Genomic DNA, 14,297 nt, shown 5'->3' on the forward strand with positions numbered 1-14,297 from the left:
TTAATTTAGTCGTGCAAAGTACTTCGTTAGGTAAGCCGTTTAGTGAGCCACTTATTGGCTTTAAACTAATTACTAGCAGAGTATATCTTGCGCGTTATAACTAACATTTACAGTGCTGCCTTAACATTTTAAGCTGATCGCAAATTGTGGTATTACACAATTTAGCAAATGCCTTGTTTTAGTTATGGTTAAACAGTGCATGAATGTCATACAATGGGGCAAAAGTAGATCACATAAGAGAGATTAAAATGGCCGCATTCGGTACTGTATTTATGCCGCAGATGATTCAAGCGCGTTTTACTGATAACGCTTGGAGCGAAAGCTCTATTGTTCCGTCAGATAAAATAGAGCTTCATGCTGGGGCGCATGTTCTTCATTATTCAAGTACATGTTTTGAGGGGTTAAAAGCATTTCGCCATGAAGACGGCTCAGTCTATATTTTCCGCATGGATGCTAACATTGCCCGCATGAAACAAAGCTCGCATTTATTAAGCTTACCTGAAGTTGATGGAGCCAAGCTTGAAAAAATGATCATTGATATTGTTCGCCAATATGCCGATGAAACGCCGTTACCACCGGGCTCTATGTATATTCGTCCAACTCATATTGGTACTGAAGCGGCCATTGGCAAAGCGGCTGTGCCGTCATTAAGTTCATTATTGTATGTATTATTATCACCTGTGGGTGATTACTTTGCTGGTGGTGCGACTGCGCTGCGAGTATTATTAGAAGAAGATGGTATGCGCTGTGCCCCACACATGGGCATGATAAAAAGTGGGGGTAACTATGCCAGTGCATTAGCACCTATTACAGCGGCTCGTATACAACATAAAGCGGATCAAATTTTATTTTGCCCAGGCGGTGATGTACAAGAAACGGGCGCGGCAAACTTTATTTTAATTGATGGTAATGAAATCATCACCAAAGCGCTAGACAGCACCTTTTTACATGGCGTGACGCGCAGCAGTATTTTAACTATCGCTAAAGATTTAGGTATGACAGTATCTGAGCGTAATTTTACGGTCACTGAATTACTTGAGCGTGCTGCAAAACCGGGTACTGAAGCTGCTTTATCTGGCACTGCTGCGGTATTAACCCCAGTGGGTACTTTTATTCATAATGATAAAGAATATAAAGTGGGCAGTGGTGAAGCAGGGCCAACGACAATGCGTTTGCGCCAAGCCTTGAACGATATTCAATGGGGTAAAGCACCAGACCCCCATGGCTGGTTAACTAAAATCGACGTGTAAAGTTAAACGATATGTTTTTATAAAAAGCCTAGGTTATTTATAACCTAGGCTTTTTTATGCTCTAAATTATTTAATAATCTATACTTTCAAGTGTGTAAGTTAGCTGCACAGGTGTGTAAAAATAACCTATGTAAGCACAGCAAGTATCACGAAACTAATCAGCTGATATCTTAATACTATGAAATATATATGAATCTTTATTTCTGTTAGATTTTTTAGTGGCGCATAGATTGCATTTCTATTTGGGTATAACTAACGACAAAAGGAGCGTTTATGTGGGCCGCAATAAGTTACTTATTACTGGCAATTGTATTTATCATTATGGGGTGGCAGGTTAGTCCTAGCTATTTTTCGCTGCTATTCTATTGGACGGCTTTATCTCTATTACTGGTAAGCGGTGCCTATTTTTTTAATATTGCAAAAATTTTTCGTAAACGAGAAAACGGTGTTATCCCGTTTTACATTCGTTGGGCTTTCATACCTTTTTTATTGGGGGCACAAGTTTATAACGCGTGGAGCCGAAAGCACGATAAAGTACCTCCATTACAACAAATTAACGAACATTTATTCTTAGCCTGTCGTTTATTTCCTTCAGATATAGACATTTTAAAAGATAACGGTATTACCGCGATTTTAGATGTAACCTGTGAATTTGATGGACTTGAATGGTCATCAACACAAGAAAACATAAACTATTTAAATATCCCAGTGCTTGATCATCGAGTCCCAACACGTTCGCAGCTTAATCAAGCGATTAACTGGATTGCCCATCATATTAAAGATAATCGTCGAGTGGTGGTACATTGCGCGTTGGGTCGTGGTCGTTCGGTGTTTGTGATGGCGGCTTACTTGCTCAGTCAAAATAAGGAGGCTGATGTACATCAAGTGCTTGCGCAAATAAAAGAAACACGCGAAACCGCTAATTTAAATAAACACCAACTACGTCAATTAGTTAAACGCCATAGAAAGGGGGAGTTATTAATCAAAAATAAAGCGGTATTAATTGCCAACCCAGTTTCCGGCACTAAGCTATGGCAGCAGAAAGAGCATTTAATTATTGCGCGTTTATCTGCTTACTATAACTTAAATGTGTTGATTACATCAGTGGAGCAAAATGGGATTGTGTTGGCCAAACAAGCGATAGTTGATAAACCAGATATGATCATCGCCTGCGGCGGCGATGGCACAGTGGCAGAAGTAGCAAGTGTTTTGGTAAACACAGACTGTAAATTAGGTATTATCCCATTTGGCACGGCCAATGCTCTAGCACATGTTTTAATGGGAATTAAGTCAAAGTTGATCCCTGTGGAAGTAGCATGTGATTTGATTATTGAAGGGCAAACCAAGCAAATGGATACAGCATATTGCAATGGTGAGTTAATGCTGCTGTTAGCAGGGATTGGCTTTGAACAACATATGATTGAAAAAGCCGATCGGGATACTAAAAACGAGCTTGGTCAGTTCGCATATTTACAGGGCTTCTGGCAAGCTTTAGGCGAACAAAAAGCCCAAGATTTCACAGTGCAGCTAGATGATAACGAGCCGCAGCAAATACATACCAATAGTTTAATTGTCGCTAATGCAGCACCTTTTACTACTTTACTAGCGCAAGGTGGGGGACAGCCTGATCACTATGATGGCTTGCTCGATGTTAATTGGCTTACTCCTAACCAAGACGCATCCACCAATGTATTAAGCATTGCTGAGCTGGTATTTAGCAGTATTACTCAAGCAAACTTTGCGATTAATTCACATCATACCAATGCGCGTCGCGTTGCAATATCGGCGACTCAGGAAATAAAGTATGTACTTGATGGTGAAGTTAAAAGTGCAGATAAACTAACTATTGAAATTACTCCGCAATCACTGGCGGTGATCTGTGCAGAGCAGCTCGAGTAACTGAACTTGTTGCGCGTTATAAGCTATAACGCGCAATGGCTGTTACTTCTTTTTAATACTAGGCCACACAAAACCACTGTTTTGTGGTTGTGTATCGACGCAGTTATCGAGGTATAATTGCTCGACCTTGGTACGCGCCCAAGGTGTTTTACGTAAAAATTTAAGGCTCGACTTTACACTTGGATCAGATTTAAAACAGCGAATATCAACATGCTCACCCATTGCTTTCCAGCCAAGTGTTTGCTCGAGTTTTACTACTATTTGTTCGAGTGTAATGCCATGTAACGGGTTGTTTGCTTGCTGATTCATAATTCACTATTGCTTGATAAAAGTCGCCGCTATTGTAACGTAACTGTGCGTTGATACCAATTCTATTAATTCACTTGAATTGTTTTAGGGGCGGTTGGGTAAATAATTTCATTTTGCTCGTTGAGCATTAACCAATTTAACGCGCTATTATTGTGATGAGGGTTTTTAGCCGCACAGATCACCCGTACATTAGCCATTAAAATAATCGCACCTTCACTGTAGCGTTGATCTTCAAACCAACAGAGTTGCTGCTCGGTAACTATATTTTTTGCGTCAAGAAACAAGGCTGGTTTTTGATTATTACTGAAACTATTAGCTGAGTAAATTACACTGATAAAACAGATGCCTATAATCGTTATAATTCGCATATTTAGCCTTTGCATTAAAAAATAACTACACTAAGCTTATACCTAAGTTACCCCAAAATACTAGTTTCAGTTGCAATTAAATGCGTTTAAACCAGCCCACTAAGGGTTTTAGGGTGACTTGGCCATAAAATGTGTTAGGGTAAAATCCACAAAAATAATTTTCTAAAGACAAGGTGAACACATGCAATTTAAACAAACGATGATTGACGAATTTACACTGTTAGCAAAATTTCCATTAACCAGTAAAATGCAAGGTATTAAGTTACACAGTGATGCTGATGAAAGCTTATTAAGTGCGGCACAACGATTGTTTGATAAAGGTATTATAGATAGCCCAGATGGCGGTTACTTAACCGATCTGGGCTTAGATCTGATAGAGCACGTAACCGTGCTACACAGTGCGTTGGGTAACTAAAAAAATATTAGGCTGCATCCGGTTGGTTTTGTGGTGCAGCATCAATAAATGCATCAAGCGTGTTACAACGTTCATAAATGGCTGCTATTTTCGGATACGCAGTCATATCGACGTTAAAACGATAAGCATTAAATACTTGCGGCACTAAACACACATCAGCAAGGCTAGGTTTATCACCCACACAATATTGATTTTTATGATCAAGTAGCTGTTCAATTTTTTCAAAACCAACCTCTACCCAATGACGATACCAGGTATTTTTAGTTGCATCGTCAGCATCAAGTTCACCGCTTAAATATTTCAGTACCCGTAGGTTATCAATAGGGTGAATATCGCAGGCAATGGCATAACATAAATTACGGATCTGGGCTTTTTGCCAAGCATCACCAAATAACAGTGGTGTGTCGGGGTGTGTTTCTTCAAGGTATTCTAAAATTGCCATCGATTGTGCGAGTACACCGTCATTGGTTTCAAGCGCTGGCAATAACCCTTGTGGGTTTTTACTTAGGTAATGCTCGCCTTGTTGCTCAGATTTTAATAAGTTTACAGGCACAAGTTCGTGGTCAATTTTTTTTAAATTAAGGGCAATGCGAACACGGTAAGCCGCAGATGAGCGAAAATATGTATAAAGTTTCATGGTGTAATTATCCTTGTGGGCCACTGTAATGTTTTTTAATAGTTCGCCAGCAGTCAGTGTAGTTAGGTTGGCGCTCTTTGCCTTCTAATGCGTATTTTGTTGGTGAAATAACGTAACGTGATTCAAACATAAACGCGAGGGTATTTTCGTAGCGTTGCGGTTCAAGCTCTGCGTTAGAGGCCTTTTCAAATACATCAGCTTCTGGGCCATGCGGTGACATACAATTATGTAAACTCATGCCTCCTGGTACAAAGCCGTGTTCTTTGGCATCGTACACGCCTTCAATTAAACCCATAAATTCACTCATAATATTGCGGTGATAATAGGGTGGGCGGAAGGTGTTTTCAGCCACCATCCAGCGTGGAGGAAAAATTGCAAAATCTATATTAGCAACACCTTCTGTGCCTGATGGGGATGTCAGTACTGTGAAGATAGACGGATCAGGATGATCAAAGCTCACTGTGTTCATTACATTAAAACGTGCTAAATCATATTTATAGGGAGCGCTGTTGCCCGTCCAGGCCACAACATCTAAAGGAGAGTGGCCAATATCACAGCGGAACATATTGCCGTTGAACTTAGCAACCAATTCAAACTCACCTTCTTTATCTTCAAAGGCAGCAACAGGGTATTGAAAATCACGGTCGTTAGCGTAGCCGTTGGCTCCCACCGGACCACGCTCAGCTAACACATAAGCATGACCATAATTTTCACAGATATAACCACGAGCAGTATCACAGAGCAAAACGACTTGGAATTTAATGCCACGCGGGATCACTGCGATTTCACCCGCTTTAACCGTTAAATTACCACATTCTGTTTTCAGCAGTAACTGACCTTGCTGAGGCACAAATAACATTTCGCCGTCGGCATTATAAAAATAACGATCAGTCATTGATTTATTCGCTACATAAACATGGATGCCAATTCCTGTTTGGCCATTGGCGCTGCCGTTTGCAGCCATAGTGATCAAACCATCAATGAAATCGGTTGGCGTGGTTGGAATATCAATTGGATCCCAACGAAGCATCGTAGGTGGAGTCGGGACTTCGGTAATTGGAGCGGTGCGAATTAAACCGTTATCAATTGCGCTGTAATCACCTTGGACAACCGATGGGCGGATACGGTACATCCACGTACGGCGGTTATCAGCACGCGGCGCAGTAAATGCGGTGGTACTAAATTGTTCAGCGTATAAATCGTATTTTACTTTTTGCGGGCTAAACTGCCCAATAGGCAATGCGCCAGGCAGAGCTTCGGTTTCAAACTCATTGCCAAATCCTGTCATATATTTTAATTCGCTGGTCATCACTCGACTCCTTTATGTTTTACTGTAAGATACTCTCAAGTGAGACTAAATTCAAACATCATGCATTTTGTCACTGTAAATATTTATGGACATATATACATGATTGTAAATAAAGAGGACATAGCCGCCATGGCACTCGATTTAGAGACTTTTTTACCGTATCGACTGGCTAACTTAGCCAGTAAAATGAGTGAACAGTTTGCACCCGTGTATCAACAACAAAGTGATTTAAGCATTCCTCAGTGGCGTATTTTGTTTAATTTAGCCCAGTTTGGACAAAGCAACGCAAAAGCATTGTGTGAGCAAGCAGCAATGGATAAATCCACTGTATCACGGGCAAGTAAGGCATTGATAGATAAGCACTATGTAGAGAGTTTAATCGATCCAGCAGATAAACGCGCCAGCTTGTTAGCGTTGAGTGAGCAAGGGTTGGGCTTGTATCAGCAGTTAGCCCCAGCTGCTTTAGCGTGGGAGAAGAATCTGTTGGATGTTTTAACTCAAGCCGAGTATCAAACCTTGCTTAGTTGTTTAGATAAGTTAACTAGTAAATTAGATGAATAAAACAAAAAGCCCATCAAAAGATGGGCTTTAAAATTAATTTAATTTGTTAAGTTACCTTAGCAAATTAGAATGTGTATTTAACACCTACACGCATTTCCCAAAGTGACGGTTTAGTTTCTACACTTGCACCTGCTGGATCATTAAAGCTGGTGAAAACGTATTGACCATTAACAATTTCAGTCGTTACAGCACTTTGTAATGCGCTGCCGCTTTTCAGCACGCCCCAATCGTCATTTAGCATGTTACCGATGTTTTTAATAACAAAGTATGCTGAGCCTTTTTGATCATCAGTAAAGCCCATAAATTCTTGCTCAACTTTGAAATCGAACGTAACCCACCAATCACCATCAATGCTGTTACGGTTATTGATTTTACCGCGAGTTAGGCCTTCGCTTTCAACCCACTCATTAAAGGCTGCTTGATCAAAATCTGCACCGTAAACAACTTGGCTGTCGTCAAGTGTTGGTACATATAATAATTGACGAGCAGCATCATTATAACCTAGACCCTTTGAGCCAGAATCAAATCCATAAGAATACGGCGTGGTTTGTTGAGCTTGACCGAATAAATTGAACTTAGTCTCGTAACCATCAAATAACTCATGGCTATACGCTAAACTCATCGTAAAGCGGTGCGGAATTTCATAGTTAGATGTTGCCACTCCTGGGTTTTCAGAATCAGACACCGCAACGTAATGATAGTTAGAAAATGCTACAGAGTTAGTCATCGGGTTAACATCTTTAGACACTGTATATGCATAAGAAAGAGCAAAATCAATGCCATTATCAAATGACTTGTTCATTGCAAGAGACAGAATATGCGAGTAAGCATCATCGCCTTTAACATTTGTAAGAAGGAAATCTGAGTACCTCGGGTGGTTGCTATCGCTGTAAACTGGACGGCCATCAGGCGCTACAGAGGTTTGAACATTTGCTAAGTTCTTTATTACAGCAGAATCTTGCTTATCAGTGTATAGGTAATCAACATTAAACACGTAATCGTTTTCAGTGATATAAGTACCACCTAGTGAGAATTTCCATTCTGATGGAATTTCAAAGTTAGGATCTGTCACATTTACAGTAGCATCAGCGCCACCTTGGCCTACTTCATCATATAAGCCTTGTGGAATATCGTAACCAGGTTGACCTGTGCCATTGAATGCAACAGCATCCGGACCAAGGATTTGCATATTTTTTTGATTAACTTGGACATTACGAACTCCATCGTTTGAATAGCTGTTAGAAATCCATACGTTAGGATTACCACCTGAATATAAGCCAATACCGCCGCGTAATTCTAACTGATCATTGTAGATCCAGTTAACACCTAAGCGTGGCTGAAGTAAGTCAACCCCATCAAGATTTTGGCTATTTGAATAGCCATAACGGTCTTCAAAGTTTTGATTATGGGTAGGTTTATCGTTACTTGTATACCAATCATAACGAAGACCTGCAGTAAATGTTACATCATAATCAATAAGTGCAAACTTATCTTGGAAATATAATGTGTTTAATGCGTACTTAAATTCACCGGCTGCATCGTTTGGATTATGGCTTGCTGCGTTACCATAGTAAATACGTGCAACACCGTTTTCAAAATTCTCCAGACCACTAACTTTGGTTTCCACTCCATTTTCAGTTACTACAGTGTCTAAGAAACGGTATTCCCCTTCCGAATGCGCTACAAATAAATTATATACATCGAGTTCTTCACGCTCATAGCCAAATGATAGCTCATGGTCTTCAAGGTAATATGTACCACCTAATTTGAGTGATAAATTATCATAACTTAATACGTTTGATTGGCGAGAATCATCTGGACCCATGTATATATCAATATCACCAGTATCAATTCTAAACTCACCAAAACCTGATGCTGCATCAAGTGAATTTTGGCGGTTATCAAGTTTTGAATAGCCTACACGAACTTCAGTTGAAAAATCATTGGTCCAATCTGAGTATACGGATGCTACGTAAGACTGTAGCTCAGCACCACGCTCATAAAAATGATTAGATAAAGCGATTTCACTAGAATCGGCATCTGACTGGGCTAGGCTGAAGCCGTCGTTATAGTTATAAACAAAGCTTGCACGGTGTGCTTCATTAATATTCCAATCCAGCTTAACTAAGATTTTTTCATCTTCAACTGGCATGCTAGGTACCATAGTACCTGGGTCATAATTATATTTATCGATAGCAATTTGGGTAACGCGATCAATAGTTGCTTGATCAATTCGACCGTTAGCAAATGGCGTATAATTAAAAATTTGTGCGCCTTCAAGCTTCTCATAAGAAGTGAATAAGAATAACTTATCTTCAATAAGAGGAAGGCCTACGTTAAAGCCGTAACGTTTTTCTGAGTAATCACCAAGCTCTTGTTTCTCGCCTTCAATTGAGTCACCTGACATTGAGTCATTGGTATAATCATAGAAGAAACCACCAGTGATTTCGTTGGTACCTGACTTTGTTACGGCGTTAATGTTACATGAAGTAAAACCACCGTATTGAACATCAAATGGTGCAAGTTCTACTGCAACTTGTGCAATTGAATCAAACGAGAAAGGCATTCTTTCAGTAGGGTAACCACTTGAGTTTAAGCCAAAGTTATCGTTCATACGAACGCCGTCAACAGTTAAGCTGTTAAAACGTGGGTTACCACCGCCACAATTGATAGCACCAGCGTTTGTTTCATCGATATAGATACGTGGATCAGCGCGAATAATATCTTTTAAGTCACGGTTAATAGCTGGTTTGTTTTCTAAATCATCTAAAGTGAAATAAGCAGCTGGACCTGTGCTGCCTGATTGAGCGCTAATTGGTGCGCCACTAACAACGATTTGTTCCATTTGTTGCGAGCGAAGAGCAACAGTTACTGGGTAAGTTTGACCAAGAGTTAAATAAACATCATCAAGTTGAGTATCTTCATATTTATCAGAATCAACAATGATTTTATATGGGCCGCCTACGCGTAAACCTTTTGTAGAAAAGTTACCTTGTTCATTTACTGTTGTTGTTTTTGTTGAACCAGAAGGTAAGTGGATAATAGTAATTTGAGTACCAGTGGCTGGGTTGCCATTTGGACCTGTGATTTGGCCTTTTACAGATGATGCAGTTTCATTTGCAAACGCTGCGCCACTTACGCCAACACAAGCTGCGATAGCAAGTGAAAGTGCTGTTTTGCGTAGTTGATTTTTCATTATTAATTTCCCGTGTAAGGTGTAATATTTTTTAGTTTTGGTATTAATTTGCTCGGATTTTTCGAGCAGCTAAATTGTACCCTATTATTTCATTACAAATAAGTTACATAGCACATAAATTTGTAATAAAAGTAGTTTAGAACAAAACTATGGCTTTTCGAGCAATTTAGTACCTATGGGTGAATCTACTTATTAAATATGACAAAAGTATGAAACCCAGTGCTTTAGGCATAAAAAAACCCGCTAAAAAGCGGGTTTTACATTGAGTTTTAAAAATTAGAATTTGTAGCTGATACCAACTTTAGCTTGCCATGTTGATGAGCTCGTTATTTGGCTATAGTTTCTTACATCAGCGCCACCGTGGCTATTATCAATAATATAGCGTCCTTGGTTATCAAGACCACCAAAATCATAAATAGATTGGTCTGAATGGCTTAAGCGCTTTTCTATACCCCAATCGCTATTAAGAAGGTTTGCGAAATTATCAATCATAAGGTATAGCTCGCCACTATGGCCGTTAGCAAAGCCAGGGATTTCTTGTTTAATGCTGATGTCCATGGTGGTAACCCAAGGCTGCGTTCCAGTATTTTTACCGATAATGCCGCCGCGTTGAGAGATACCTGCGCGATCTAAACGCTCTGCTAATTGTGCCCAATTCATTTCAGAATCAGCCCAATTGACATTCGCATCATCAGCACCCGTTGGAACATAGGCCAAATAAGCGCTGTTTCTAAATAAAGAACTTGTGTCGCCTAAGTGAGCATCTTTATGCACATACATTGTATAACTAAATGGACGACCAGAGCGGCGTTCAAAATACATATTAAATTTAGTTGCATAACCTGCAATAAATTCAGCATTGTAGCCTAAGTTAATTTTGAAACTGTGCTCAACTTCATAAAAGCCACGTGCAGCCACATCTTGATTACGATTAGCAGTAATATTGTGCTTATAGTTACCTTCGGCTTGCGACGCTGACCCAACAGAAGATTCAGTAACATCTTGATGAGCATAACTTGCAGAGGCAAATAAACCGTTATCCCATTCTTTAGCAATACCAGTAGAGATAATGATAGAGCGACCATCGTCGGTTGAATTAGTCATTGCAATATCAACGTTATCTTTCAATGCACCACTGTAGATGGTTTCATTTATTACACGTTCGCCGTCAGCTGCTAAACCGATAGAGCGGATAGAGGTATTATGCCATACAGCTTCATTTTCTTTTTTGTGGTAAGCAATTTCGGCCTGCCATTTAAAGCCATTACCTAATAGTTCAGAATCAAATTCATATTCAAAGCCAACTTGAGCGCGAATACTTGAAGGTAACTTGAAATCAGGATCAATGTAAGCGGTGCTTCCAGCGCCTTGCTCTAACGAATTTTTAATAACATCAGGGACCTGAGTGATATCTGCTGGGTTATTTTGGTAGTAGTCGTTTATTACACTATTTGGTGCAGAAACGAGGGTAATACCATCTTTTTGAAATGAGTTGTTATACCAGACATTTGGAATACCGCCTTGGAAACGACCAATTCCACCGTTAATAGTTAATGCTTCAGTTGCATAATATTTAAAGCCAACGCGAGGTAGAATAATATCTAAACCATCAAGGTTCTCTTGATTACTAAAACCATAGGTGCTTAGAAAGCTTTCATTAAGAGTCGGTTCATCATCAGATGATAAGCGCTCATAGCGAAGGCCAGCTGTCACTTCTAAGTCATCATTTAAGTAAAAGGTATCTTCAATATATAAAGCTAATTGACTACGTGTAGCATCATAGGCTGTATCTGCTGAATTATTAGTGTACGCATTTTGATAAGAGAAGTCATAAGCACCTACTTCGCGGTTAGCAAAATTTTCTAGACTAGTGAATTTCCATGTACCTAATGAGTTTTCAGCAAACAAGTTATATAAACGAAGTGACTCATATTGAGCCCCAAAGTTTATTTCGTGCTCGTCCATTAGATAAGTTGCATCAAGTGTCAGTGTTAAGTTTTCAGTTTCAGATTTGTTAGCATGGCGTTTTTTATCAGTACCAAAATTAAAATTAGGGCCATTTCTACCATCTTCTTCTACGGTAATGCTACCTAAGTTTGAGCGAGTAATACTGTCAGAGGTTACATCTTTATAGGCAATACCAATCTCTGTTGAAAAGTCTTCAGTCCAATCAGAATAAAGCTTAGTGGCAAAGTTATTAAACTTAGTAACATATGCATATGTATTTGATTTTAATACTACTCTATTGCCGCCTTTGCTCTCATTTTTCTCGGCTTGATCGTCTTGCCATTGATATGTGAAATCTAAACGATGATCATCACTGGCATTCCAGCTTAGTTTAACTAATAAGTTTTTATTGGTGTCTTCAGGCGCGCCTGCTAATGAATCGGTTAAACCATATTCGTCATTTAAAATAGAGATAAAGCGATTGTAGCTGTCTTCGGTTATATCAAATTCATTCGCAGCACCAGAATCTTTAAAGCCATACTCTAAATCCTGCTCACTTGACCACTGAGCGTAGTTTACAAAGTAAAACAGTTCATCTTTAATGACTGCGCCACCGACATTAAAACCAAAACGTTGTTCTGTTTGAATTGGTTTTACTTTATTTGTTGAATAAGTTTTATAACCGGCTTCAGCAGTTTCTTCGTTAATTGTTTGAACATCGCCGGCCATATCAGGTGTAGATGTTTCATAGAAGCCTGAAAATTTAAATTCATTTGTACCAGACTTTGTTACGGCGTTTATTGTACCGCCACCAAAATTACCTTTAGAGGCTGAAAAAGGTGATACGTCTACTGACACTTGCTCTATTGCGTCAAGTGAAACAGGAGGTTGAGACGTCGGATAGCCACTAAAATTCAAACCAAAGTCATCGTTTTGGCCAATACCATCAACAGTCAGGCCATTAGTACGAGGGTTGCTACCAGCAAACGTTAACTCGCCATTACCATTGATACTTGCTAAAGGATTTAGACGGGCAATATCTTTAATGTCACGGTTAAAGCTTGGCATGTTACTGATTGTATCTTCGCCAAAGGTACTGCTTGACCCACCAGATTGTTGAATAATTTTATAGCCAGACACTTCAATTTTTTCGATGTTAGCTGCTTGAAGCTGAGAATTAAGACGATATGTATCGCCCAGTTCTAAATATATATTTTCAAGCATGGTATCGGTAAATTGGTCTGAATCAATAAACACAGTGTAAGGACCGCCAACACGTAACCCATTGGCAATAAAGGTACCGCTTTGGTTGGTTGTTAATTCGCTTACAGTGCCCGTTGGTTGGTGAATAACTTTAATTTTCACATTTGCAGCTGCAGTACCTGATGGCGTAGTGATTTTACCACGCATTGCAGAGGAGGTATCTGCCGCCATTACGCTCGTAGAAACACCTAAAGCTAATATGACCGCTCCAGTTAATTTCGAAAGGCGAAGCTTATTCATTTTGTTGATTCCCGTGTAAGTTAAGGTTTATTGCTCGTTTTTGTTAGCTGACATCTTAAGTGCCTTTGCCAACGGTTTTGCTGAACTATCAAATAACGTATTTAATAATCCAGCTAATCGGATACCTGCTTGTTGTAAGCGAGTTTTAATAATCGGTGTATTTTTGTAAATGTAGCTGTAGCCAATCTCATCGCTGGTTTGTTTGTATAGTTTATCAGCTAAGTTATGTGACTCTGTTACCCATTGCTCTGGTGAACTGGCTAGGTACTCAGCAATTATTTCTGCATTATTCGTATCAATAAACTGCGCGAATTCAGTGAATGATAGGTTCTCATTTTCGATTAATTTAGTATCCCACAACGAATGCAGGTTGGTTGGCTGGCCAAAAAAGGTAACGTTAACACGGTTACCACCTCTGTCTTCTGCACGTCCGGCATGAAACGGTTGATGGCTATCGCCAACTAAATGAACAAGAAAGCGTAAGCTAAAACGTTTGGCATCTATTGAGCTGTTCTTGTTTTGTAGTGTATCGATGGCAAAATACATCCCTTCAAGAATGTTGCTTACATTATCTTTATTTAAGTTTTCATCGTGGCTGTGAGTAAATGTAGATGAAGTGCTTGGCGAGTTAATGTAATGCCAACGAGAAGATTTTTTTTGCCAAAAAGGACTCGGATCAGAGCGCATTTCGTCAGCCCAAGTAGCAATTTGCGCTAGGCTTTGCCCTTCTAAAAGTTCTTTAAGTTCTGCTTTAGTTGCGTCTGTTATGTGATTTTCGGCAATTTTACCGACAATTCTGTGGCCATTTTGTCCCCAAGCCAATACATTTTGTGATGATAAAAGTACTGCGCCAGCTAAAAGATAACTAAATCCATGTGTAATTTTGCGTAACATTTGTGTTTT

General features: G+C 39.5%; 11 protein-coding genes. 4 read left to right on the forward strand and 7 right to left on the reverse strand.

Going from position 1 to position 14,297, the window contains the following annotated elements; translation table 11 throughout:
• Positions 1-248: 248 nt before the first annotated feature.
• Positions 249-1,250 (forward strand): branched-chain amino acid aminotransferase, encoded by a 1,002-nt coding sequence (locus J7338_RS00290; RefSeq protein WP_210794860.1) that lies wholly within the window; start codon positions 249-251, stop codon positions 1,248-1,250.
• A 273-nt stretch (positions 1,251-1,523) separates the two neighbouring features.
• Entirely contained in the window at positions 1,524-3,149 is a 1,626-nt protein-coding gene (locus J7338_RS00295) for a diacylglycerol kinase family protein (protein ID WP_210794506.1), read from the forward strand.
• Between the two features lie 42 nt (positions 3,150-3,191).
• Here the strand turns inward: J7338_RS00295 and J7338_RS00300 are convergent, their stop codons facing one another.
• Entirely contained in the window at positions 3,192-3,458 is a 267-nt protein-coding gene (locus tag J7338_RS00300; RefSeq protein WP_210794508.1) for a VF530 family protein, read from the reverse strand.
• Positions 3,459-3,523: 65 nt separating this feature from the next.
• Positions 3,524-3,826 carry a DUF1496 domain-containing protein gene (locus J7338_RS00305; RefSeq protein ID WP_210794510.1) on the reverse strand — a complete coding sequence of 101 codons (303 nt, stop codon included), beginning with the start codon at positions 3,824-3,826 and terminating at the stop codon, positions 3,524-3,526.
• Between the two features lie 181 nt (positions 3,827-4,007).
• Here J7338_RS00305 and J7338_RS00310 point away from each other — a divergent pair, with 181 nt between their 5' ends.
• The gene (locus J7338_RS00310) at positions 4,008-4,241 is read left to right on the forward strand and encodes a TIGR02647 family protein (RefSeq protein WP_145234371.1); all 234 of its coding nucleotides are present in this window, start codon (positions 4,008-4,010) and stop codon (positions 4,239-4,241) included.
• 7 nt (positions 4,242-4,248) lie between these two features.
• Here J7338_RS00310 and maiA read toward each other — a convergent pair whose 3' ends face one another.
• Both maiA and hmgA read right to left on the reverse strand, forming a co-directional pair.
• Positions 4,249-4,878 carry a maleylacetoacetate isomerase gene (maiA, locus tag J7338_RS00315; protein WP_210794512.1) on the reverse strand — a complete coding sequence of 210 codons (630 nt, stop codon included), beginning with the start codon at positions 4,876-4,878 and terminating at the stop codon, positions 4,249-4,251.
• Between the two features lie 7 nt (positions 4,879-4,885).
• Positions 4,886-6,187 (reverse strand): homogentisate 1,2-dioxygenase, encoded by a 1,302-nt coding sequence (hmgA, locus tag J7338_RS00320; RefSeq protein ID WP_182760770.1) that lies wholly within the window; start codon positions 6,185-6,187, stop codon positions 4,886-4,888.
• 129 nt (positions 6,188-6,316) lie between these two features.
• Here hmgA and J7338_RS00325 point away from each other — a divergent pair, with 129 nt between their 5' ends.
• Positions 6,317-6,748, forward strand: a complete 432-nt coding sequence (locus tag J7338_RS00325) for a MarR family winged helix-turn-helix transcriptional regulator (protein WP_210794862.1) — start codon at positions 6,317-6,319, stop codon at positions 6,746-6,748.
• Positions 6,749-6,812: 64 nt separating this feature from the next.
• On the opposite strand, the gene J7338_RS00330 is transcribed toward J7338_RS00325, so the two are convergent.
• The 3 genes from J7338_RS00330 to J7338_RS00340 all read right to left on the reverse strand — a co-directional run bounded on the left by J7338_RS00330 (position 6,813) and on the right by J7338_RS00340 (position 14,288).
• A complete protein-coding gene (locus J7338_RS00330) occupies positions 6,813-9,944 on the reverse strand; it encodes an outer membrane beta-barrel protein (protein ID WP_210794514.1) in 3,132 nt (1,043 codons plus the stop codon).
• A 276-nt stretch (positions 9,945-10,220) separates the two neighbouring features.
• Positions 10,221-13,394 (reverse strand): TonB-dependent receptor, encoded by a 3,174-nt coding sequence (locus tag J7338_RS00335; protein ID WP_210794517.1) that lies wholly within the window; start codon positions 13,392-13,394, stop codon positions 10,221-10,223.
• A gap of 27 nt (positions 13,395-13,421) precedes the next feature.
• Entirely contained in the window at positions 13,422-14,288 is an 867-nt protein-coding gene (locus J7338_RS00340) for a S1/P1 nuclease (protein ID WP_210794519.1), read from the reverse strand.
• Positions 14,289-14,297 lie beyond the last annotated feature (9 nt).

The organism is Pseudoalteromonas ostreae, assembly GCF_018069805.1.
Taxonomy (GTDB): domain Bacteria; phylum Pseudomonadota; class Gammaproteobacteria; order Enterobacterales; family Alteromonadaceae; genus Pseudoalteromonas; species Pseudoalteromonas ostreae.

Bases quoted from the DNA above. Each gene is read 5' to 3' on its own strand.
- J7338_RS00290 (WP_210794860.1), top strand. From the start codon at position 249: ATGGCCGCATTCGGTACTGTATTTATGCCGCAGATGATTCAAGCGCGT.
- J7338_RS00295 (WP_210794506.1), top strand. From the start codon at position 1,524: ATGTGGGCCGCAATAAGTTACTTATTACTGGCAATTGTATTTATCATT.
- J7338_RS00300 (WP_210794508.1), bottom strand. From the start codon at position 3,458: ATGAATCAGCAAGCAAACAACCCGTTACATGGCATTACACTCGAACAA.
- J7338_RS00305 (WP_210794510.1), bottom strand. From the start codon at position 3,826: ATGCGAATTATAACGATTATAGGCATCTGTTTTATCAGTGTAATTTAC.
- J7338_RS00310 (WP_145234371.1), top strand. From the start codon at position 4,008: ATGCAATTTAAACAAACGATGATTGACGAATTTACACTGTTAGCAAAA.
- maiA (WP_210794512.1), bottom strand. From the start codon at position 4,878: ATGAAACTTTATACATATTTTCGCTCATCTGCGGCTTACCGTGTTCGC.
- hmgA (WP_182760770.1), bottom strand. From the start codon at position 6,187: ATGACCAGCGAATTAAAATATATGACAGGATTTGGCAATGAGTTTGAA.
- J7338_RS00325 (WP_210794862.1), top strand. From the start codon at position 6,317: ATGGCACTCGATTTAGAGACTTTTTTACCGTATCGACTGGCTAACTTA.
- J7338_RS00330 (WP_210794514.1), bottom strand. From the start codon at position 9,944: ATGAAAAATCAACTACGCAAAACAGCACTTTCACTTGCTATCGCAGCT.
- J7338_RS00335 (WP_210794517.1), bottom strand. From the start codon at position 13,394: ATGAATAAGCTTCGCCTTTCGAAATTAACTGGAGCGGTCATATTAGCT.
- J7338_RS00340 (WP_210794519.1), bottom strand. From the start codon at position 14,288: ATGTTACGCAAAATTACACATGGATTTAGTTATCTTTTAGCTGGCGCA.